Annotated in this window: 20 protein-coding genes and 2 pseudogenes; 7 read left to right on the top strand and 15 right to left on the bottom strand. The window is 62.9% G+C overall.

Features of this window, described 5'->3' with window-relative positions; all coding sequences use genetic code 11:
- The first annotated feature begins 50 nt into the window (after nt 1-50).
- The 3 genes from HU738_RS14170 to gstA all read left to right on the top strand — a co-directional run bounded on the left by HU738_RS14170 (nt 51) and on the right by gstA (nt 3,813).
- Nucleotides 51-1,772 carry an ABC transporter permease gene (locus tag HU738_RS14170; protein WP_186603827.1) on the top strand — a complete coding sequence of 574 codons (1,722 nt, stop codon included), beginning with the start codon at nt 51-53 and terminating at the stop codon, nt 1,770-1,772.
- 9 nt (nt 1,773-1,781) lie between these two features.
- The gene (locus HU738_RS14165) at nt 1,782-3,086 is read left to right on the top strand and encodes an ABC transporter ATP-binding protein (protein ID WP_176508028.1); all 1,305 of its coding nucleotides are present in this window, start codon (nt 1,782-1,784) and stop codon (nt 3,084-3,086) included.
- Nucleotides 3,087-3,207: 121 nt separating this feature from the next.
- Complete coding sequence (gene gstA / locus HU738_RS14160) at nt 3,208-3,813, top strand: glutathione transferase GstA (protein ID WP_186603828.1); 606 nt, start codon at nt 3,208-3,210, stop codon at nt 3,811-3,813.
- A gap of 61 nt (nt 3,814-3,874) precedes the next feature.
- Here the strand turns inward: gstA and HU738_RS14155 are convergent, their stop codons facing one another.
- From HU738_RS14155 to HU738_RS14140, 4 genes are all read right to left on the bottom strand, one after another.
- A complete protein-coding gene (locus HU738_RS14155) occupies nt 3,875-4,369 on the bottom strand; it encodes a DUF1543 domain-containing protein (RefSeq protein WP_186603829.1) in 495 nt (164 codons plus the stop codon).
- Nucleotides 4,370-4,615: 246 nt separating this feature from the next.
- The gene (locus tag HU738_RS14150) at nt 4,616-5,626 is read right to left on the bottom strand and encodes a cytochrome d ubiquinol oxidase subunit II (protein ID WP_186603830.1); all 1,011 of its coding nucleotides are present in this window, start codon (nt 5,624-5,626) and stop codon (nt 4,616-4,618) included.
- A 9-nt stretch (nt 5,627-5,635) separates the two neighbouring features.
- On the bottom strand, nt 5,636-7,099 hold the full coding sequence (locus HU738_RS14145) for a cytochrome ubiquinol oxidase subunit I (RefSeq protein WP_225923456.1): 1,464 nt from the start codon (nt 7,097-7,099) through the stop codon (nt 5,636-5,638).
- Nucleotides 7,038-9,389, bottom strand: a complete 2,352-nt coding sequence (locus HU738_RS14140) for an FdhF/YdeP family oxidoreductase (RefSeq protein WP_186603831.1) — start codon at nt 9,387-9,389, stop codon at nt 7,038-7,040. The genes HU738_RS14145 and HU738_RS14140 overlap by 62 nt, the downstream gene beginning before the upstream one ends.
- A 180-nt stretch (nt 9,390-9,569) precedes the next feature.
- Between HU738_RS14140 and HU738_RS14135 the strand changes: the two genes are divergently transcribed.
- Nucleotides 9,570-10,079, top strand: a complete 510-nt coding sequence (locus HU738_RS14135) for a ferritin-like domain-containing protein (protein ID WP_186603832.1) — start codon at nt 9,570-9,572, stop codon at nt 10,077-10,079.
- A gap of 41 nt (nt 10,080-10,120) precedes the next feature.
- Here the strand turns inward: HU738_RS14135 and HU738_RS14130 are convergent, their stop codons facing one another.
- From HU738_RS14130 to HU738_RS14125, 3 genes and pseudogenes are all read right to left on the bottom strand, one after another.
- Entirely contained in the window at nt 10,121-10,996 is an 876-nt protein-coding gene (locus tag HU738_RS14130) for a manganese catalase family protein (RefSeq protein ID WP_176508022.1), read from the bottom strand.
- A 60-nt stretch (nt 10,997-11,056) separates the two neighbouring features.
- Nucleotides 11,057-11,149, bottom strand: a pseudogene (locus HU738_RS26110) (con-10 family general stress protein); the annotation flags it as partial.
- Nucleotides 11,150-11,410: pseudogene (locus tag HU738_RS14125) on the bottom strand (con-10 family general stress protein); the annotation flags it as partial.
- A 306-nt stretch (nt 11,411-11,716) separates the two neighbouring features.
- On the opposite strand from HU738_RS14125, the gene HU738_RS14120 reads away from it, so the two are divergent.
- Entirely contained in the window at nt 11,717-11,935 is a 219-nt protein-coding gene (locus tag HU738_RS14120; RefSeq protein WP_054883323.1) for a hypothetical protein, read from the top strand.
- A gap of 66 nt (nt 11,936-12,001) precedes the next feature.
- Here HU738_RS14120 and HU738_RS14115 read toward each other — a convergent pair whose 3' ends face one another.
- Nucleotides 12,002-13,078: a zinc-binding metallopeptidase family protein gene (locus tag HU738_RS14115; RefSeq protein WP_186603833.1), complete on the bottom strand. Its 1,077-nt coding sequence runs from the start codon at nt 13,076-13,078 to the stop codon at nt 12,002-12,004.
- A 301-nt stretch (nt 13,079-13,379) separates the two neighbouring features.
- On the opposite strand from HU738_RS14115, the gene HU738_RS14110 reads away from it, so the two are divergent.
- On the top strand, nt 13,380-13,589 hold the full coding sequence (locus HU738_RS14110; protein WP_054883325.1) for a con-10 family general stress protein: 210 nt from the start codon (nt 13,380-13,382) through the stop codon (nt 13,587-13,589).
- 64 nt (nt 13,590-13,653) lie between these two features.
- Here HU738_RS14110 and HU738_RS14105 read toward each other — a convergent pair whose 3' ends face one another.
- Both HU738_RS14105 and HU738_RS14100 read right to left on the bottom strand, forming a co-directional pair.
- Nucleotides 13,654-13,812 (bottom strand): hypothetical protein, encoded by a 159-nt coding sequence (locus HU738_RS14105; RefSeq protein WP_186603834.1) that lies wholly within the window; start codon nt 13,810-13,812, stop codon nt 13,654-13,656.
- A 38-nt stretch (nt 13,813-13,850) separates the two neighbouring features.
- Complete coding sequence (locus HU738_RS14100; RefSeq protein ID WP_186603835.1) at nt 13,851-14,012, bottom strand: hypothetical protein; 162 nt, start codon at nt 14,010-14,012, stop codon at nt 13,851-13,853.
- 153 nt (nt 14,013-14,165) lie between these two features.
- Between HU738_RS14100 and HU738_RS14095 the strand changes: the two genes are divergently transcribed.
- A complete protein-coding gene (locus HU738_RS14095; protein ID WP_186603836.1) occupies nt 14,166-15,983 on the top strand; it encodes a glycoside hydrolase family 15 protein in 1,818 nt (605 codons plus the stop codon).
- Between the two features lie 10 nt (nt 15,984-15,993).
- On the opposite strand, the gene HU738_RS14090 is transcribed toward HU738_RS14095, so the two are convergent.
- The 5 genes from HU738_RS14090 to HU738_RS14070 all read right to left on the bottom strand — a co-directional run bounded on the left by HU738_RS14090 (nt 15,994) and on the right by HU738_RS14070 (nt 20,269).
- Entirely contained in the window at nt 15,994-17,133 is a 1,140-nt protein-coding gene (locus HU738_RS14090; protein ID WP_186603837.1) for a glutathione-independent formaldehyde dehydrogenase, read from the bottom strand.
- A 253-nt stretch (nt 17,134-17,386) separates the two neighbouring features.
- Nucleotides 17,387-17,899, bottom strand: coding sequence for a ProQ/FinO family protein (locus HU738_RS14085; RefSeq protein WP_186603838.1), 513 nt, complete (start codon nt 17,897-17,899; stop codon nt 17,387-17,389).
- A 120-nt stretch (nt 17,900-18,019) separates the two neighbouring features.
- Nucleotides 18,020-18,370, bottom strand: a complete 351-nt coding sequence (locus tag HU738_RS14080) for a hydroxyisourate hydrolase (RefSeq protein WP_186603839.1) — start codon at nt 18,368-18,370, stop codon at nt 18,020-18,022.
- Entirely contained in the window at nt 18,367-18,870 is a 504-nt protein-coding gene (locus tag HU738_RS14075) for a nucleoside deaminase (protein WP_186603840.1), read from the bottom strand. The genes HU738_RS14080 and HU738_RS14075 overlap by 4 nt, the downstream gene beginning before the upstream one ends.
- Nucleotides 18,871-18,931: 61 nt before the next feature.
- Nucleotides 18,932-20,269: a nucleobase:cation symporter-2 family protein gene (locus HU738_RS14070; RefSeq protein WP_186603841.1), complete on the bottom strand. Its 1,338-nt coding sequence runs from the start codon at nt 20,267-20,269 to the stop codon at nt 18,932-18,934.
- Between the last annotated feature and the right edge of the window lie 12 nt (nt 20,270-20,281).

Raw genomic sequence — 20,281 nt, 5'->3', positions numbered from 1 at the left:
GGCTCAGGTGTTGGCACTGCACTCATTCACATCCCGATCGAGACCTGTTCATGGCCCGCCTGTTCAACCCCTCGCCAGGCCTGCGTGAGGTAGCGCCCAATCGCTGGGACTGGATCCTTCTGCCATTGGTGCTGGTGGTCCTGGTGCTGGCCGCCTATGGCGCCATGCAGATGAGCCGGCCGTTCGTGGTCGGCGAGGCGCTGCCGATTGCCCTCGACCCGGTCAACCTGCCCTACTACCTGATGCGCACCATCCTGCGGATGTTCATCGCACTGGGCTTCTCGCTGCTGTTCGCCTTCGTCTTCGCTGCGCTGGCGGCCAAGTATCGCGCCGCCGAAAAGGCCATGATCCCGTTACTGGACGTGCTCCAGTCGGTACCCATCCTGGGTTTCCAGGCCATCGCCATCGCGCCGTTCATCGCGCTGTTCCCGGGCAACCTGCTGGGGGTGGAATGCGCGGCGATCTTCGCCATCTTCACCTCCCAGGCGTGGAACATGGCGCTGAGCCTGTACCAGTCGTTCCGCACCGTGCCGCCGGAGCTGAACGAGGCTGCGCGGATCTTCCGTCTCTCGGCCTGGCAGCGCTTCTGGCGCCTGGAGCTGCCGTTCGCGATGCCTGGCCTGCTGTGGAACATGATGATGTCGATGTCGGGTGGCTGGTTCTTCCTGGTCGCCGCCGAGGCCATCTCGGTGGCTGGGCAGGACATCAAGTTGCCCGGCATCGGCTCCTACATCGCCGTGGCCATCGACCAACGCAACCTCGGCGCCATCGCCTGGGCCATCGGCGCGATGCTCACCGGCATCCTGCTCTACGACCAGCTGTTCTTCCGCCCGCTGCTGGCCTGGGCTGACCGCTTCCGCTTCGAAGACACCCAAGGCGACACCGCGCAACGCGCCTGGTTGCTTGACTGGGGGCGCCGCAGCCGCTGGCTGAGCGCCTGCAGTGCGCAGCTGGCCAAGGGCTTGCAGAACGCCATGGGCTGGTTCGCCCAGCGCCACGACGGCACCGTGGCGCGACGCCCGTGGCTGCGCCTGCCGGCCTGGTGGCCGCGCGCCTGGGACATCCTCCTGGTGCTGGCCTGCGCCTTTGCCTTCTTGCGCCTGGGGCTGTTCGTGCACCAGGACGTCGGCTGGGGCGAAGCCCTGCACGTGCTCGGCCTGGGCCTGATCACACTGTGCCGGGTGATGCTGCTGATTGGCCTGGCCTCGCTGGTGTGGGTGCCGCTGTCGATCTGGATCGGCCTGCGCCCGCGCTACTCGCAGAAGGTGCAGGCGCTGGCGCAGTTCCTCGCCGCCTTCCCGGTCAACCTGCTGTTCCCGCTGGTCGTCCTGCTGCTGGTGCATTTCCAGCTCAACCCGAACCTCTGGCTGAGCCCACTGATGGTGTTCGGCACCCAGTGGTACATCCTGTTCAACGTGGTGGCGGGGGCTGCGGCCATTCCCTATGAACTGCGCCTGGCCGCCGACAACCTCGGCCTGCGCGGCTGGCTGAAATGGAAGCGCGTGTACCTGCCAGCGGTGTTTCCCAGCTTCGTCACCGGCGCCATCACGGCCAGTGGCGGTTCGTGGAACGCCAGTATCGTCGCCGAATACGTCAGCTGGGGCGACACTTCGCTGGTGGCCGACGGCTTGGGCAGCTACATCAAGCAGATGACCGACGCCGGCGACTTCCACCGCATTGCCCTGGGCATCGGCGTGATGTGCATCTACGTGATGCTGCTGAACCGCTTCTTCTGGCGCCGCCTGTACCTGCGCGCCGAAAGCCGTCGTTGAGGACCTGCCATGAAACAACCACCGCTGATCCAGCTCAAGGGCGTGAGCAAGGCCTTTCGCGCCACCGACGGCACGCCGCGAACCATCCTCGAAGGCGTCGACTTGCAGCTGCGCGAGCGTGAGATCGTCGCCCTGCTCGGCCGCTCCGGGTCGGGCAAGTCGACCCTGCTGCGGATCATCGCCGGCCTGATCGGCGCCGACCGCGGCACCGTCACCTACCGCGGCCAGCCGATCCACGGCCCGGTGGGCGGTGTGGCCATGGTCTTCCAGACCTTCGCGCTGTTCCCCTGGCTGACCGTGCAGCAGAACGTCGAACTCGGCCTGGAGGCCCAGGGTGTGAGCCCGGCCGAACGCGAGCGCCTGGCCGACGCCGCGCTTGAACTGATCGGCCTGTCCGGCTTCGGCGGCGCCCTGCCACGCGAACTGTCCGGCGGCATGCGCCAGCGCGTGGGCATCGCCCGTGCCCTGGTGATGAACCCCGAAGTGCTGCTGATGGACGAGGCCTTCTCGGCCCTCGACGTGCTCACCGGCGAAACCCTGCGCGACGACATGCTCGAACTCTGGGAAGAACACCGCATCACCACCCGCAGCATTCTGGTGGTGTCGCACAATATCGAGGAAACGGTGATGATGGCCGACCGCATCCTGATCCTCTCCAGCGACCCGGGCCGGGTGCGTTCAGAACTGCACATCGACCTGCCGCGCCCGCGCAACGCTGACTCGGAAGAGGTCCGCGCGCTGATCGACGAGGTCTATGCGCTGATGACCCAGCGCCCCGAGGCCATCGCTGCCGCCGGCGCGCCACCGGCCGTGGAGCTCGGCTACCGGCTGCCCGACGCGGATATCGCGCGGATGGAGAGCGTGCTCGAACTGATCGCCGGCGAACCGTTCAACGGCGAGGCCGACCTGCCGCACCTGGCCGAGGAAACCGAGCTGCCCGACGAGGTCCTGTTCCCGATCTACGAGGCACTCGGCCTGCTCGGCTTCGCCCAGGTGGTCGAGGGCGACATCCGCCTCACACGCCACGGCCGCAATTACGTGACCGCCCGCCAGGCGCGGCGCCAGGACCTGTTCGCACGCCAGTGCAAGGGCCGCGTGTCGCTGATCGGCTACATCCTCGACAGCCTGCACCTGGAGCCTGCCGGTCTGCAGGAAAAAACCGTGCTCGACCGCCTGACGGAGTACATGGACGCCGAGGAAGCCGAGCGTGTGCTCAAGGTGGCCATCGAGTGGGGGCGCTATGCCGAGCTGTATGAGTACGACTTCCACACGCGCCGCCTGACCCTGGCCCGGGAAATCATCGATGAGCAGTGATTGTGCTGGCCGCTGGTCAGCGGTTTGCCTGAGAGCCTGCTTTGCTGTCATAACCTGAGCGCTGCACAGCGCCTCACCACGCCAGCCGTATCCCGGCTGGCCCACTCAATGGGAGAAGACCATGAAGCTCTTTTACTCGCCGGGTGCCTGTTCACTCTCGCCGCATATCGTCCTCAACGAACTGGACCTGCCCTACACCGTCGAAAAGGTCGACCTCAAGACCCATACCACGGCCAGCGGTGCGGATTTCTACACGCTCAATGGCAAAGGCTATGTGCCGGCCCTGCAGCTGGATAACGGCGAGGTCCTCACCGAGGGCCCGGCGATCATCCAGTACCTTGCCGAGCACAAGCCCCAGGCCAACCTGCTACCGCCTGCTGGCACGCTGGAGCGCGCGCGGGTGCAGGAATGGCTGAACTTCATCGGTACCGAGCTGCACAAGACCCTCGCCGCCTTGTTCAACCCGAGCATCAGCCCGGAGGCCAAGAGCAAGACCATCGAAACCTTCGGCAAACGCCTGGGGTTCGTCGACAAGGCCTTGCAGGGCAAGGATTACCTGACCGGTAACGCATTCAGCGTGGCCGATGCCTACCTGTTCACCATCGTCAACTGGGCGCCGATGCTGAAAATCGACCTCTCGCCCTGGCCAACGGTGGTGCAGTTCCAGAAGCGCGTCGCCAACCGCCCGGCCGTGCAGAAAACCCTGAAAGCCGAAGGCTTGATCTGACCCGCACCGGGTTCGAGCGGCCAGCCCCTCGCAGGCTTGCGCCGCTCGCCAGGGGCCAAGGCTAGGCCAGTACGATGTAGTCGTTGCGCTGCACGATCCCGGTATGCGGCCCTTCAACCAGGTGCACATAGCGGCCGCCCACTTCATCAATGGGCAAGCAGTCGTCAACGTCCAGCACCGCATCGGTATGGGCCTGCGCCCAATGTGACAGGATCTGCCGCTTGCCTTTTGCCTTGGCCTCGCTCTTGCTCCTGGCCACGACCAACAGATAATGATGCGCTTCGCCGAACGTCTGTGACTCGTAGCCACCCAGGTTGATGAAGTACAGGCGAGGTGCATCGGGCAATGGCGCCAAGCTGCTCAATTCCACCCGCCAGCCCTCGACACCATCGACAGCCATCCAGGCGTCGATATGCATGCCTTTGAGGCTGCCGAACCAGCTGTCACGCAGTTGCGGGTAGGCTTGTTCCAGCGTATCGGCCACCACGAAAACGACGTCGTGCACCTCGATTTTTGCCCGAGGGTGTTTACCGCCAAGCAGCACTACGAAAAGCATTCATTACCCCTGTCATCGGCTTCTGCTCAGGATCGGCAGCTGCAAGTACCTTGTCATGCGATGTAAGCCCACCACTGGCGGACCATCGACACGTCGATAGCCTGGAGGTTATCAGGGTTTGTGCAGTAGTACTGGAAGGTCAAGGCGCCGCGTTGAACTCTTCGCGGGCGCCCGCTCCCCAAAAGATCGCTGTTCGGCTCACCGGCAGCCAGTGGACTGGTGATAGCCCAGCCATGAAATGATTGCTCAGGGTGTGCCTCGCCCCCACACATGGACTTTCCCGCTAAACACTCGGAAACCAAAGGTGTTGTAGAAAAAGGTCACTGGCATCAGCAGGACAAAACCAGCCAGCATGAACGTTTGGCTTGTCCTGCCCGACGCGGCGCTGAACAGCGTGAGGCTGGGCGGGACGATCAGCGGAAAGAGGGTAATGACCATCAGCGTGAACGCCAGGACGAACACACTCAGCGCGCAGATCAGCGGTACTACGTCGTAGCGACTTCGAAAGCTGAGCGCAAAAGCGATGAAGGCAAACAGACCTGTTCCGCCCATTGCCCCCAGAACGACCGGGCTGGAAAGTCGCTGCGCATAACCGGGGTTCAGGCCAGAGGTCCAGAGGAGCAGCACCATCAGCAGCACCAGGGTGGCTGCAGCAAGACATTGCGCTTGCCTGCGCGCTGTTCGCTGCAGGTCACCTTCGCTTCGCCAATACAGCCAACAGGCCCCGAGCCACGCATAGCCCACCACCAGCACGCCCGCGCAGTAGAGTGCGAAAGGGCTGAGCCATTCCCAGCCGGTTCCGCTGAATTGCCCGTTCTGGCTGGAAATGCCTTGCACCAGCGTGCCCAGCACCGCGCCCTGGCATCCACCGGCGACCAACGACCCGCATGTGTGCAGCGCGTCGATGCCGCGCTTGAGGGTCGGGCTTTGCGTGTAATCGCGAAATTCCAATGCCATGGCACGCATGATCAGCGCCAGGAACATGGCAATGAAGGGCAGGTACAACGCCGGTAGCAGCACCGCATACGCCAGCGGAAACAGCGCCAGCAGCCCTCCGCCCCCCAGCACCAGCCAGGTTTCGTTGGCATCCCAGATGGGCAGGATCGACACCGCCATGGCGCGCCGTCGCCCGGCGCTGCGGGTCAGCCCCAAGAGAATACCGACGCCCAGATCCGTACCGTCGAGCAGCACGTAGCTGAGCACCGAGAACGCGAGAGCGGCAGCTGAAAGCAAAACGATCACGTCACCTTCGAGCATAGGCGCACCTCATGGCCTGCCGATTTCATCCGCAAGGGTCGGCTGCGGTTCTGGCTCCTCTGCCTTGGCAGGATGACGCAGCATGCGCAGCAATACCCACAAGCCGATGCCGAACACCACCAGGTAGAAAACCAGAATCACGCCGGTAGCGGCGACGGCCTGGTCCCTGGAGACCGGCGATACACTGTCAGCCGTTCGCAGCACGTTGTAGACCGTAAAGGGTTGACGGCCCACTTCGGTGACCACCCAGCCACTGATCATGGCGATGAAACCGGCCGGGGCCATCAGCACGCAGCAACGGAGCATCCAGCGCGCCGTGTACAAGCGCTGTCGGTGGCGCAATACCAGGCTGGTGATGCCCAGGACGATCATCAGCAGCCCCAAGCCCACCATCAGGCGGAAGGCCCAGAACACCATCGCGACAGGCGGGATGTCCTGGGGCGCGAATTCCGTGAGCGGTGTGATCGAACTGCTCAGGTCATGGCGCAGATACAACGAAGCTACCCGTGGAATCGCCAACTCGAAATGATTTCGCCGCTCGGCCATGTCGGGCAATGCAAACAACCGCAACGGCTCACCTGCGCCGGGTGCAGGGCGCACCCATGCGCCCTCCATTGCAGCCACCTTCTGTGGCTGATACCTCAGCGTGTTCTCGCCATGCAGATCGCCTGCAACCAGCTGGACAGGCGCGAGCACGGCAAGGGTCCACATTGCCATGCTGAACTGTACTCTGGCATGGCGGTTGGAGGATTCGCGCAACAACTGCCATGCACTCGCGCCAGCAATGAGCAAGGCGGTGGCCAGGAAGGTGGCCAGCAGCATATGGGCGAAGCGATAAGGGAAAGACGGGTTGAAGATGATCGCCCACCAGTCCTGCGCGATAAACCGTCCATCCGGGCCAATGCCGAAACCGCGCGGCGTGTGCATCCAGGCGTTTGCCGAGAGGATCCAGAAGGCACTGATGATGGCGCCGACAGCCACCGCGCAGGTGGCGAAGAAATGCAGCTTGGGCCCCACCTTTTTCATGCCGAACAGCATGATCCCGAGGAAACCTGCCTCGAGGAAAAACGCCGCCATCACCTCGTAGAACATCAGCGGCCCGAGGATTTCCCCTGCCTGGGTGGACAGCCGTGACCAGTTGAGACCCAACTGGTATTCGAGGATGAGGCCTGACGCAGTACCGATCGCGACGTTGAGCGCGAACAGCTTCAGCCAGTACCGGTAGATATCCCGATAGACCTGCTCCCGGCGCCACAGCCACAGCGCCTCCAGCACCAGCAGGAAATTCGCCAGACCAATGCTGAACGCCGCCAGCACGATATGAAAGCTGATGGTTACGGCGAACTGGGCCCGTGCCGCCATCAGCCCCCATTCAACACTCTCCATAGGGCTCCCTCTGCTCGAAGTCCCGCTACACGACCTGGTCAGTTGCGGGCACGGCATGCTCGAGATCGTCGGCATCTGGCTGCGCATCGATCAAGATCACCGGCACCGATTTCGCGGCCGGGACTTTGCTGCGTCTGGCGTGGTGCCATAGCGGGACGAGCGCATTGGATTCCGGGTAGTAAGACGCAGCGCACCCCTCCGGGATGTCGTAGGCGATGATCTGAAAAGGGCCTGCCTCACGCCGCACAGCCGGTTCAATGGCCGTGCGCAAGCGCACCCAGCCGCCCGGCACGAAGCCCAGGCGTACGATATCGTTGCGGTTGAGGAACACCACTTTGCGCGTGCCCTTCACGCCCCTGAAGCGATCATCGTAGCCGTACACCGTTGTGTTGAACTGGTCATTGCTGCGCAGCGTCATCAGTTGCAGGACATTTCGGCCCGCTTCGCCTGACAGGACATCATCATCCTCGTCCAGCGATGCGGGCGTAATGAACTGGGCCTTGCCCGACGGCGTGGCCCATTGGCGCTGCGCAGCGCCCAACGGCCGATGAAACCCACCGGGCTCCCACATGCGTGTTTCAAAGTCATGGAAGATGTCGGGGTAGACTTCGCTGATGGCCTGGCGAACGCGTGCGTAGTCCTCGCTCCAGTGCAGCCAGGGTATGGCGACGGCGTTGCCCAGCGTGGCGTCGGCCAAGGCGGCGACAATCGCAAGCTCCGAGCGCAACTGCTCCCCTGCCGGTTCTGCAGTGCCACGCCAGGCGTGAATGCAACCGGTACTGTCTTCAGTGGTGTACGTCTGCTCTATGCCCCGCTGGCGGTCGATTTCGATCCTGCCCAGGCAGGGCAGTAGCCAGGTGTGTGCACCGGGCACCAGGTGCGTGCGATTGAGCTTGGTGGCGATCTGCACGCTCAGACCAAGCCCCGCCCACGCAGGCTCCATTCGTCGCGTGTCGGGTACCGCGCGCAGAAAGTTGCCACCAAGCCCGATGAACCCCTTCACGCGGCCATCGATGCCCTCGCAGGCCTCGACCGTGGTCAGGCCCTTGTGCTCAGGGACCTTGAAGCCGAACAGTGCCTCGATCTTGTCCTTGGGCACCTTTGCAGGGTCTTCGGTGATCCCTACGGTGCGCTGGCCCTGCACATTGGAGTGCCCCCTCACCGGGCAGATACCGGCTCCCGGCTTGCCGATATTGCCGCGCAACAACAGCAGGTTGACCAGCATCTGCACGTTACCTACGCCGTGCCGGTGCTGGGTCATGCCCATGCCATAGACGATCATCACCTTCTCGCTGCGCGCATACACCGTGGCGGCGGCCTCCATCGCGCTGCGGCTCAGGCCGGACCGGTGCTCCAGCTCAGCCCATGCATAGCCCCGCACCTGCTCCATGAAGTCGACCAGGCCCTCGGTATGTTGCGCAAGAAAAGCGTGATCCAGCACGGGCGGCTCGCCGTTGATTTTCGACCGGTCCTCCATCTCGAGCAGGGCCTTGGCAATGCCCATGACGGCAGCGGTGTCACCGCCGATGGCGACCTGGTGATATTGGGTACTGATGGCCGTGGATTTCGGACCGAGCATTTCAGTGGGGGACTGTGGATTGACGAAGCGCTCCAGCCCCCGCTCCCGGATCGGGTTGAAGGTGATGATCGGAACGTTGCGCTTGCGCACCTCTTGAAGCGGATGAAGCATGCGTGGGCTGTTGCTGCCGACGTTTTGCCCGAAGAAAAAGATGCAATCGGTGTGTTCGAAATCGGCCAGGGTGACCGTGCCCACCGGCACGCCAATGCTTTCCTGCAAGCCCACCGACGTGCTTTCGTGGCACATGTTGGAACTGTCGGGAAGGTTGTTGGTGCCATAGGCACGGGCAAACAGCTGGTAGATGAACGACGTCTCGAGCGAGGCGCGCCCTGACGCATAGAACACCACCTCGTCGGGGCTCAGCGCACGGAGTTGCGTGGCGATTGCCTCTGTAGCCTCCTCCCAGCTCGTCACCACATACCGATCGGTCTGCTTGTCGTACCGCAGTGGATGGGTAAGACGGCCGTGCTGCTCCAGCTGGTAATCCGTCCAGCCACGCAATTCGCTGAGCGAATGCGCCGTGAAGAACTCGGGTGAGCTGCGCAACGCGGTCAATTCCCAGGCCGTCGCCTTGGCGCCGTTTTCGCAAAATTCCAAAGCGTGAGGGTCGCCAGGCTTGGCCCATGCACAACTGACACAGGCGAAACCTTTGGGCTTGTTCTGTTTGGTCAATGCGCGCGTGCCGTTGATCAAGGTCTGCTCGCGCCAGAGGATGTTCAGCACCGAATGGGCAGACCCCCAGCCACCGGACGCCGAGGTATAAGGTCGAAAATGCGAAGTGCCGTGGATCATCCTCATGCCGACCTCGTCTCGTCATTATGTGTCTAAACGTTACGAGTACGACGCCTACCTGAAGTTCGGCGCTTCTGCCCGGTGGAATCCGCTCCTGCCCATGCCCCCATTCGTCGATTCAACTGAGCGTGGCACCGCCGGGCGCTTTCCCAACAGGTACCTATCACTGGATGCGAGGTACTGATCATGGCAAGTGCGAAAGAAAACCTGCTCGACTGGCTGCGTGACGCCCATGCAATGGAGCAACAGGCCGAGAGCATGCTCAAGGGACAGGCAGAGCGGCTGGAGCATTACCCCGAGCTGAAAGGCCGCATCGTCAAACATATCGAAGAGACCCAAGGGCAGCAGCGCGTGCTGGTCGAATGCATCGAGCGCCTGGGCGGCAGCACATCGACCTTGAAGGACCTGGCGGGCAAGCTCATGGCGTTCGGGCAGGCGGTCGGCGGGATGACCATGAGCGATGAAGTGGTCAAAGGGGCGATGGCAGGCTATGTGTTCGAAAACCTGGAGATTGCGTCCTACACCGTGCTCATAGAAGCCGCCGAAGCGGCCGGCGACAGCGCGACGGCGCAAGCCTGTCGTTCGATCCTCGAGGAAGAAGTCGCCATGGCCGAATGGCTCAAGGCGCATCTGCCGGAAGTAACCCGCGCGTTCCTGGCCCGCTCGGCCGACCCTGATGCAGAAGCCAAGCGCTGAATACGCATCCCGCGCCGGACTCGCTCCGGCGCGGGCATTTCTCATTGCTGCCCACTGTTCACTTTGCCGAGTTCCGCTCCGGTCAGAGGTTGCGCATCCGGGTCCGACTGGGTACGCAGCTTCATGGCTGCGAGGGTGTCTGCGCCGCGTTCATCGAGCTGGACACTGGCCGAGCCATCGCCACCGTCCACAGCGGGCTGCGGTTCATCGACGTAAATCCAGTCTTGCCCTTCATTCCAGGCCCCACGCATCTCCCCGCCCTGGGACAGATTGAAATACGTGCGATTGAGCTCAGGGTCGCCGGGCAACTTGCCTTGCGGGAAGTTTGGCTGGATAGCGTGCAGCGCCTTTTCGAACGACATCTGGTGGGCGATCTCACGGCTCATCAAGAAGCCCAGGGCATCTTTGATGCCGGGATCATCGGTGACGTTGATCAGCCGTTCATAGACGATCTTGGCGCGCGCCTCGGCAGCAATGTTCGAGCGCAAGTCGGCCGTCGGTTCGCCAATGGTGTCGATGTAGGCCGCGCTCCACGGTACCCCGGCGGAATTGACCAGCGGGGCTCCGGCACCGTATAGCAGGCTGGTGACATGGGAGTCATTGCCGGCGCCGGTCAGCGAGCGGTACAGCTCGCCCTCGGCCTCCACGCCTTCGGCCAGGCTGCCCTTGGCGCCTTTGTTGAGCATCACCACGATCGAGCCGATGATCTCCAGGTGGCTGAGCTCTTCGGTGGCAATGTCATAGAGCATGTCCTTGCGTCCTGCGTCATCCTCACTGACCGCCTGGGTGAAGTAGCGCATCGCGGCGGCCAGTTCACCCTGCGGCCCACCGAACTGTTCCAGCAGTAAATTAGCCAGGCCGGGGTTGGGTTGCGCCACGCGCACGGTGTATTGCAATCGCTTGTTATGCATGAACATAAGCAGGTCCTCATCAGTGCGCAGGGGCAGCCGCGCTGCCCCCTGCACTTTCATGGATGATCAGCGGTTGTCATCACTCTTGCGACCGCCGCCGTGGCTGTGCTGGCCACCTACACGGCCGGCTTCGGAAGCCTTTTCGCGGTCATTGGCAAAATTGCCCCCTGACGCCTGGCCACCTTTATGGCCCGCTTCCGACGCACGCTCAGGGTCGTTCTTGAAATTGCCTCCCGAGGCCTGGCCCCCTTTGTGGCCTGCTTCAGAGGCGCGTTCCGGGTCGTTCTTGAAGTTGCCGCCTGATACCTGGCCGCCTTTGTGCCCGGCTTCGGAAGCCTTTTCCCGGTCGTTGGCGAAGTTGCCAGGATTGGTGTTGGCGTTGCCGCCTTGATTACCGCGGTTGTCCTGATTGCTAGCCATGATTGACACCTCATGTCGGTAGATACACACAGGAAGGTCTGTGTTTATCAGTGACCGGTACCAAGCGCCGCATCGTGCATTGAATTTCGAAAAGGCGGACGAAACGCGCTAATGAACGCAGGCCTTTTTTCTTGGCAGATGGCTGCTGGTGGCCTGGGTATTCTCGGTGCCGATAGAGGGGACTCTGAATGCAATGGCCACGACCACGGTGATGCAGCCAACCATCAACCGGGGTGAACGGATTCGATTGCGCCACGATCAACCAGAAGGTTCGCGCCTCTCTCTATCTGCAAAAGGACCTTCGACATGGCCAGCTACCTCTACTTGATCAGTTACATCCTCGACAACCAACCCGGCACTTGCGAATTGCGCAGTGAGCAGGAAGACCTCAGCCGCGAAGCTGCTCGCGATTATCTGCAAGGCCTGCATCGCAACGAAGCGTCATCCTTCACTGACGTTCAGGTTCAGCGCCTTGAACATGACCACGAGCCCGGCACATCGCCAGGGCATTACCAGCAGCCTTGACGGGCTACCGGCATGGCCGTGATGTCCGAACGGTTAGCGTCGTTGTGACGTCGGTTCGAGCCAGGCTCACGCTGGTGTCCGTTGCGGACCACCAGCCGTCGAGCCTGTCAGATACTCCACCAGCGTCGCAGCGCACGCCGAAATACCCTCCACCGGCACCATCTCGAAACCGTGGGTGTTTTCAGTGGGAATGGCGATGCAACCCGCCTGGGCATCAATGCCCGTGCTCAGCACCGCACTGGCATCGGAGGCGAAATCCACCAGCAGTGCCGACTGCGGCGCATAACCTGCTCGCCGGCTGGCGGCGATCAACGCTTGAACAACCGGGCGGCTGTAGTAGCCCTTCTGGTCGCCGGTATTGATGATCGGGTTGACCGAGAGCTGCGTACCGTATTCTTCCAGCACCGGCCCCACCTCGACCGCGATGGTGGTTTCGCCTGGCAGCCTGGAAGCCGCGTACAGGGCACCGGCATTGGACTCCTCTTCCAGGGTGGTCAGGACGAACCAGACGTCTTGCTGCAGCTGTTGCCTTCTCTGGTGCAGCAGCCGTGCGCAGTGGATCACCGCAGTCAACGGCGCCCGGTCATCCAGAAAATGAGCCGCGACACAATCATTGACCTGGAAGGGTTTGCGCCAATGCTGGCTAAGCACCACACGCGTGCCAGGCCGCACGCCTGCTTGCTCCAGCTCGGTTTTGGAGGTGCGAGTAACGACGTAGACATCCTTCCACTGAACATTGCCTGCCAGCACATCTCGCCCGTTCGAAGTCCGACCGCTGTTATGCATCGAGCCGTAAGACCGCACACCTGGCAGGGTCTTTTCATCGCCCAGGATATCGACAGGGCAGACACCAAAACTGATGGGCTGCGCCCCGCCCAGGGCCAAGACTTCCAAGGTGCCATCAGCACGAACGTTCTTGACGATCATGGCGATCTCATCAAGGTGGGCCATGACCCGGATGGCTGCATCAGGGTCACACGCACGAGACGCTCGAACGACCCCGATCACATTCCCGGCCCTGTCGACATAGGCCTCGTCGCACACGTCTTTCAACGCTCGCACACAGATGGCTCGAACTTCATCTTCCTGGCCACCAGGGCCACGGGCGTTCAGCAACTCAGTCAGCAACGCTTCAATGTCCAACGGTCAACCTCCTCTCCTGATCGCTAGCGGTTGACCTGAACGTCGTAGGCCACGTTCAGTTGCGTCCTGCCAGCATGGCGAGCCAACGGGGAGTGACCACTTTTCAAACCGACAAAGGCCGGGACGCTGATAAAACCGATTGCAGATACTGGCTGACCAAGTTCTGCAGCGCGATTAATCCCACATCCGGTCCTTTCATGCGTTTCGTCCGGCAACGGCAATTTAACGGGAGCATTGCCCCCCTGCCGAAGCGTCGGAGTTGAACACAGACTTTCCTGTGTGCCACATGAGGTGAAAGATCATGGCTAACAATCAAAGCAACCGTGGGCATCAAGGCGGTACCGCTCAGAACAACCCAGGCAATTTTGCCAATGACCGGGAGAAGGCATCCGAGGCAGGCCGCAAGGGCGGCCAGGCTTCCGGCGGCAACTTTGCCAATGACCGCGAACGCGCATCGGAGGCTGGCCGTAAAGGCGGACAGAACAGCCACGGCGGCGGTCGCAACAGCTAAGGGCATCGGCCTGTGCTGAATGTGCCGGGGCGAGGCATCGCCCCGGCATTTTTTTGCACCACACTCAGAGCGATTGGCCATCGTCCTCGATGTCTTGCTCAGCCTCTGCGGCATCGGTGGCATCGGCATCATTCAGCGGCGGTGAGGTGGGTTTTTCCGGATCGTTGATGAAAGGCACACCACTTGGGCCGTGTTCTTCGAGCCCTTCCGTTTTTGGTTGCATGGCAAAGCCTCCGGGTCGGCAATTATCTGGGATGAATTTCAGCGTTTGTCTCGCCCGTGGCCACGGGCCGTTTTTTGCGCCGTGGAGTCATGCGCGGTACCGGTCGAACCATCGGGCCGACGGGCATCGTTATCCCGCTCCTGTTCGCCAGTCACCTTTGTTTGCGAGCCTGGCTGCTGTGGTTGGACTTCTTTGGTCATGTCGCTCTCCTGTCGTTTCTACCCAGTACAAAAGGGAAGCCAGACTGATGCACAAAGTTCAGGCGGGGTTTGCAGCAAGGGATGGGCGGATAAACGAACTTGGCGCGCAATCGGTATGTCCCACACAGAACACGAGATCTCGCAGGCATGCCGATGGAAAGAGAACCGAGCGAGGGGCTGCAATACGGTGCGCCTCAGCGGGACGAAGGTGGCTGGCTACCTCTGGAGGAATACGGCGCGCTGGGCGATGGACGCTCCGTTGCGCTCATCGGCCTGGACGGCTCCATCGACTGGTGGTGCGTCCCGCATATGGACTCCCCGCCCCTGTTCGACAAACTGCTGGCCCCGCACACGGGCGGCTACTTCTCGATTACCCCCAGTGCGCCGTTCGTTGCCGAGCGCCGTTACCTGCCCGACAGCAATGTGCTCGAAACCACCTTCATTACCCGTGAGGGTCGCGCCCGCCTCACCGAGTCCCTGAACAGCGGCCCAGCCGGCCGGTTGCCCTGGGCCGAACTGGCCAGGCGCATCGAAGGCATCGAAGGGCAGATGGACTTGAACATCGCCATCGATTTCGGCACCCAGGCCGATACGGTCAGCCCCTACCTGGCGCCGAATGACAACGCCTGCGTATTCCATGCAGGCCGCATACTCGGCATGTTCCTGCATGATCACCAGGTACAGGTCAAGCGCAAGGACGACCTGGGCGTGCGGGCCTCGCTTAGCATTGCCGCCGGGCAGCGTACAGTGGTCGCGATCATCGCCGGGCGTGACGAGCCACTGGTAGTACCGCCACTGGCCTTGATCGACGAACGCATCGATGGCTCGCACCGGGAGTGGTGCCAATGGTCCAGGAGCCTGGTCTACGATGGCCCGTACAAACCGCTGGTGGTGCGCAACGCGCTGGCACTCAAGCTGCTGCTGTCCTCGCCCAGTGGATCGATCATGGCGGCAGCCACCTCATCGCTTCCTGAACGCATCGGTGGCAACAAGAACTACGACTACCGGTTCGCCTGGATCCGTGATGCCGGCTACACCATCGAAGCGTTTCTGAGCATCGGTGCGCAGCCAGAAGCCAAGGCCGCCTTCAGCTGGTTGCTGCGGCGGCTGGATGAACACGGGCCACGGGTGTTCTATACCCTGGACGGGGCCATCGGGGCTTGCGTGCGGCCGATCGACCTCCCTGGCTACAAGCATTCGCCGCCCGTCGTCGGCAACGATGCCCGTGACCAACTGCAACATGGCGTGTTCGGCGATATTTTCGAGACCGCCCGCTGCTTCATCGACTGCGGCAACATTCTCGACTCGCCCAGCGCCATGATCCTGTCGGCACTGGCCGACCAGTGCGCCGACGGCTGGAGACAGCAAGACGCCGGTATCTGGGAACTGCCGGACAAGCAGCATTACACGATGTCCAAGATCAGCTGCTGGCAAGCCTTGAGCCGGGCCATCGAGCTGGCCGATGGCGGCCACCTGCCCACCACCTGCCGGGAACGCTGGGACCGCGAGCGGCAACGCGTTCAGGCTTGGATTGAAGCCCACTGCTGGAGCGAGGCACATCAGGCGTACCTGTTCTACCCAGGCAGTGATCGGCTGGACGCTTCGCTGGCACTCGCGGTGCGCTTCGGTTACCCCAGCGTGGCGCGGCTACGCAGCACCTTGGAGGCGATACAGGACGAGTTGGGTGCCGGTCCGTTCCACTACCGCTACAGCGAAGCTCAGACGCAGGAAGGTTGCTTCCTGGCCTGCACGTTCTGGGTGATCGAGGCCTGGGCCATCCTCGGCCAGCAAGCGCGAGCCGAGGCGGCCTATGGCAAAGCGTTGGGTGCACTGTCGCAGGGGGTGGGCATCTACTCGGAAATGATCGACCCGCAGAATGGACAGTACCTTGGCAACCTGCCGCAGGGCCTGAGCCACCTGGCCGCGCTGCGGGCAGCGTTGGCCATCGGTGGCTATCGCCCTGAACGATGATGCCCTCGGCTCAAGCCGCTGGCTTGAGCACCACCTTCGTCCAGCCATCATCCCTTGCATCGAAATGCTGGTAGGCCTGCGGGCCTTCAGCAAGCCTCAGGCGGTGAGAAATGATCTGCGAGGGCTTGGCCCGCCCATGGTGGATAAGCGCTGCAAGACGGCGATTGTACGCCTTCACATTCGCCTGGCCGGTGCGGATCTGCTGGCCTTTGAACCAGAACGCGCCGAAATCGAAGGCCATCTTGCCCTCTTTCGCCAAGTCGTTTTTCGCACCAGGGTCTTGCGGCACGAACACGCCCACGCCACCTATGCCACCGGTAGCCTTGGTCGAAGCGACCAGGTTGTTCATGGTGAGGTTGTTCACTTCATGCCCATGCTTGTCACAGCACTGATAGCCGACGCACTCGCACCCGCGGTCGGTGCCTCTGCCATGGGTCAGGTTGAGGATCTCTTCCACGGCCTTCTGTTCCACGGCGTTGATGGGGGTTGCCCCAAGCTGCGCGGCAAGCTGCAGGCGGTCTGGCTGGTTGTCGACCACGAACACCTGAGAGGCACCTTTGATGATGGCCGAATGCGCCGCCATCAGCCCGACAGGCCCGGCACCATAGATCGCGATGCTCTCGCCAGGCTGCAGGCCGGCCAGCTCCGTGGCATGCCAACCGGTGGGAAAAATATCGGAGAGCATGACGTAGTCATCTTCGCGTTCCTCGGCATCTTCCGGCAGGACCAGGCAATTGAAATCCGCATAGGGCACGCGCAGCAATTCCGCCTGGCCACCCTGATAAGGCCCCATGTCGGCGAAACCGTAGGCAGCGCCGGCAGTGCCCGGATTGGCGGTCAGGCAAAATCCCGTGAGCCCTTTTTCACAGTTTTCGCAGAAGCCGCAGCCGATATTGAATGGCAGGCAAACGCGATCACCGACTTTGACCCGGTCGACCCCGGCGCCTACCTCGATCACCTCGCCGAGGTTTTCATGGCCGAATACCCGCCCGGTTTCGAATGACGTTCGCCCCTCATACATGTGGAGGTCGGAACCGCAAATGTTGGTGGTGGTAATGCGTACCAGCACGTCTGTTGGCTTCTCGATCATCGCGTCCTGCACATCCTTGACCGCGACGTCACGTGGGCCGTTGTACACGATGGCTTTCATAGGTTGAACTCCCGAGTGTCAGAGGCGACCGAAAGGCGCCCTACCCTGTTGAGGTAACTGCTGAGGTTCAGGTGTTCAGTGCGCTGCGTGACAAGCCAGATCAGTGGCGCTAATGGCTGTCGCCCTGGTTTCACGGGATGGCAAATGGGCTGCGCCCGTGTTCGCGGGAACAGCCCGCTTCCACAGGGATCGCACATTTGAGCAGGCCCAGGCGCCATCCGGTTAGATGGCGCAGGGCCCAGCGCGAAGGGGCTCAGTCCGCAGTCGGTTCCACTGCGGTATCGGCGACAGGGGCCGGGGCAGCGGCTTTGGCTTTGGCGCGGTCCTTGCGGCCTTTGCCGCGCTGGCGTGCCGCCTGTTGCCTGGCGTACAGCGCCTGGCCGGCGGTGACAACGCCTGCGGGCTGGCCATTCAAGTCCAGGCGCGAAGCACCTTCGACCATGCTTGCCCAGTAGCGGTTGCCCCGGCACCAGGTCGAGATGCCCAGCTTGAGCTGCTCAACCGTGATGCCGAGCAGCTCCAGGTGTTGCTCGGCATCCTTGAAGATGCCCTCCTTGAGCGGCACCTTGGGCGCCGGGTTGACCGGGAAAGCCAACGGGAAATGCTTCTGCAGTGGCCAGATCGCTTCCACCGCCGGGTCCTGCTCACGCGCCCTGGCCTGCGAGGCGGGCTTGCGCTTGGCAGGGCGCGGGGCGTCGGCCTTTGCCTGCTGCTCTTTTTCAGACCGCAGGCGGTCACGTAACTCAGCTAGTTGTTCAAAACCCATCGTATTTCACTGCTTCTACGTTGATTGCGTGGCGCAAGGATAAGCCATGCAGCGCCGGGTAGCAGCAGAAAGAGGATGAATCGCTGCGGATTTAGTCGCCAGGCATGGCCAGACGCAGCGTCAAGCGCCACCCCGGAAGCAGCTGGCGCCCCAGGCGGTGAGCTTGAAAGGCAAGTGATAGTGCGCCTGGGCATCGCCGATCCCGAAGCGGTACACCAGTTCGTCGATAAAGGGGATTTCAGGCAACAGCGTCCCCATTTCCCGATAAAACCGGGCCACCTGCAAACGCACTTCATAGACGCCGGCCCCGAACAGCGCGTTCATCTCCGCCAGCCCCGCCCATTGGCCGCGCGCATCGATGATGCCCTGCGCGATCGGCGCGCCGCCCGCGACGCCGATGCTCAGGCGCAGCCCTTGCGCGGCACGCCCACTGGCAATGTCCACCACGTGCACGGAGACGCCGCCGTTCATGCCCAGAACCCCTGGTGAGCGGTCGCGGCTTCGTCCTCCAGCAGCGGGCCATGCACCTGCACCGTGCGCTGACCGCGGGCGAACACCTCGCGGCACGGCAGCGAAAAGGTGGGGTTTTCCGGGTGCGCACCGGTCAGCCCGAGCAACGCGTGTTCCGACAAGGCATAGACCACCCGGCCAATGCCGGTCCAGTACACCGCGCCAGCACACATGCAGCAAGGCTCGGCGCTGGTGTACAAGGTGCAGCCTGCGAGTTGTTCCGGTGCCAGCAGCCTGGCGGCACGGGCCGCTGCGACCAGCTCGGCATGCTGGGTCGGGTCGCCCTCCGGGGGCATGGAGTTGTTGCCGGCGCTGGCGATGATCTGGCCTTGCGCGTCGGCCACCAGGGCAGCAAAGGGGTGTCGGCCGTCCTTGCGCGATTGCTCGGACAGGCGGATCGACTCGCGCAGCAGGGCCAGGTCCAACTCGGACAGCTCGGCGCCGGAGCGGGTGAATGTCATGGCGGTTACTCCTTGTACGGCAGGTGAAAGCGCGCCAGCTGGCGCGCATGAAAAGCCAGGCTCACTTGGCCAGGCGGGTATCGATCGCGTCCTGGCTGCAGGGTGCGGCTTCACGGTTGAGCAGCAGGTTGAGCAGGATGGCGCTGACCGCAGCCAGGAAGATCCCGCTTTCCAGCACCAGCTTCAGTGGGCCGCTGACGTGCTCGAACAGCGCCGGCATCGACATCGGCAACACACCGATGCTGACCGACACCGCCACCACCAGGCCGTTGCGGGTCCCTTCGAAACGGACGCGGGCCAGTTCCTGGATGCCCGCCACCGTGGTCATGCCGAACATCACGATGGCGCAGCCGCCGAGCACGGGCGTCGGCACACTGGCGATCAGCGCACCCAGCTTGGGAAACAGCCCCATCAACACCATGATGGCGCCCGCTGCGGCGACCACGAAGCGGCTCTTGACCCCGGAAAGCGCGATCAGGCCGGTGTTCTGCGTGAACGCGTTGTAAGGGAAGCTGTTGAACAGGCCCCCCAGCAGGGTCGACAGGCCATCGGCGCGAAACGCGTTGCCCAGGGTGCGCGGGTCGGTGGGCTTGCCGGTCAGCTTGCCAATGGCCAGGCAGTTGCCGGTGGTCTCGGCCATGATCACCAGCATCGCCAGCAGCATGATCAGCACGGGCGTGAAGGCGAACTGCGGCATGCCGAACGCCATCGGCGCGCTGAGCTCGAACCACGCGGCATCGCCCACCCGGCTGAAGTCGGTCATGCCGCAGGCTGCAGCCACCACGCTGCCGGCAATCAGCCCCAGGAGCACGCTGAGGTTACCGATGAAGCCCCGAAAACGGGCGTGGATCACCAGCGTCATCGCCACCGTCGCCACGCCCAGCATCAGGTTGGCCGGCTTGCCGAAGTCGGCACTGCCTGGCTGCCCTCCTCCCAGCCAGATGGCGGCGGCCGGCATCAGCGAAATGCCGATGACGGTGATCAGGCTGCCGATCACCACCGGCGGGAAAAACCGCAGCAAACGGCTGAACAGCGGCGCAATGGCCATGGTGAGCGCACCCGCTGCAATCACCGCACCGAACACGTGAGGCAGCCCGAATTCCTTGCCGATCATGATCATCGGCGCCAGGGCAATGAACGAGCAGCCCTGGATCAGCGGCAAGCGTGCGCCAAAGCGCCACCACCCGAGGGTCTGCAGCAAGGTGGCGACACCCGAGGTCAGCAGGTTGGCATTGATCAAGGTCACCACCTGGGCCTGGGTCAGCCCCAGGGCACTGCCCAGAATCAGTGGCACGGCGACGGCACCGGCGTACATCACCAGCACATGCTGCAGGCCGAAGCTGAACAGCTGCCGCGCAGGCAGTATTTCGTCCACGGGATGGATAACAGGTTGGCTCATGTCGTGAATCTC

It is taken from the genome of Pseudomonas vlassakiae (assembly GCF_014269035.2).
Classification (GTDB): Bacteria; Pseudomonadota; Gammaproteobacteria; order Pseudomonadales; family Pseudomonadaceae; genus Aquipseudomonas; species Aquipseudomonas vlassakiae.
Note: the sequence above shows the minus strand (reverse complement) of the source record. Positions and strands in the feature narration are given on the sequence as shown.

Excerpts from the sequence above, each read along its gene's own strand:
- HU738_RS14165 (WP_176508028.1), top strand. The coding sequence starts at position 1,782 with ATGAAACAACCACCGCTGATCCAGCTCAAGGGCGTGAGCAAGGCCTTT.
- HU738_RS14170 (WP_186603827.1), top strand. The coding sequence starts at position 51 with ATGGCCCGCCTGTTCAACCCCTCGCCAGGCCTGCGTGAGGTAGCGCCC.
- HU738_RS14075 (WP_186603840.1), bottom strand. The coding sequence starts at position 18,870 with ATGACATTCACCCGCTCCGGCGCCGAGCTGTCCGAGTTGGACCTGGCC.
- HU738_RS14070 (WP_186603841.1), bottom strand. The coding sequence starts at position 20,269 with ATGAGCCAACCTGTTATCCATCCCGTGGACGAAATACTGCCTGCGCGG.
- HU738_RS14135 (WP_186603832.1), top strand. The coding sequence starts at position 9,570 with ATGGCAAGTGCGAAAGAAAACCTGCTCGACTGGCTGCGTGACGCCCAT.
- HU738_RS14155 (WP_186603829.1), bottom strand. The coding sequence starts at position 4,369 with ATGCTTTTCGTAGTGCTGCTTGGCGGTAAACACCCTCGGGCAAAAATC.
- HU738_RS14150 (WP_186603830.1), bottom strand. The coding sequence starts at position 5,626 with ATGCTCGAAGGTGACGTGATCGTTTTGCTTTCAGCTGCCGCTCTCGCG.
- HU738_RS14145 (WP_225923456.1), bottom strand. The coding sequence starts at position 7,099 with ATGCGCAGCCAGATGCCGACGATCTCGAGCATGCCGTGCCCGCAACTG.
- gstA (WP_186603828.1), top strand. The coding sequence starts at position 3,208 with ATGAAGCTCTTTTACTCGCCGGGTGCCTGTTCACTCTCGCCGCATATC.
- HU738_RS14085 (WP_186603838.1), bottom strand. The coding sequence starts at position 17,899 with ATGGGTTTTGAACAACTAGCTGAGTTACGTGACCGCCTGCGGTCTGAA.
- HU738_RS14080 (WP_186603839.1), bottom strand. The coding sequence starts at position 18,370 with ATGAACGGCGGCGTCTCCGTGCACGTGGTGGACATTGCCAGTGGGCGT.
- HU738_RS14140 (WP_186603831.1), bottom strand. The coding sequence starts at position 9,389 with ATGAGGATGATCCACGGCACTTCGCATTTTCGACCTTATACCTCGGCG.
- HU738_RS14105 (WP_186603834.1), bottom strand. The coding sequence starts at position 13,812 with ATGCAACCAAAAACGGAAGGGCTCGAAGAACACGGCCCAAGTGGTGTG.
- HU738_RS14095 (WP_186603836.1), top strand. The coding sequence starts at position 14,166 with ATGGAAAGAGAACCGAGCGAGGGGCTGCAATACGGTGCGCCTCAGCGG.
- HU738_RS14090 (WP_186603837.1), bottom strand. The coding sequence starts at position 17,133 with ATGAAAGCCATCGTGTACAACGGCCCACGTGACGTCGCGGTCAAGGAT.
- HU738_RS14110 (WP_054883325.1), top strand. The coding sequence starts at position 13,380 with ATGGCTAACAATCAAAGCAACCGTGGGCATCAAGGCGGTACCGCTCAG.
- HU738_RS14120 (WP_054883323.1), top strand. The coding sequence starts at position 11,717 with ATGGCCAGCTACCTCTACTTGATCAGTTACATCCTCGACAACCAACCC.
- HU738_RS14100 (WP_186603835.1), bottom strand. The coding sequence starts at position 14,012 with ATGACCAAAGAAGTCCAACCACAGCAGCCAGGCTCGCAAACAAAGGTG.
- HU738_RS14130 (WP_176508022.1), bottom strand. The coding sequence starts at position 10,996 with ATGTTCATGCATAACAAGCGATTGCAATACACCGTGCGCGTGGCGCAA.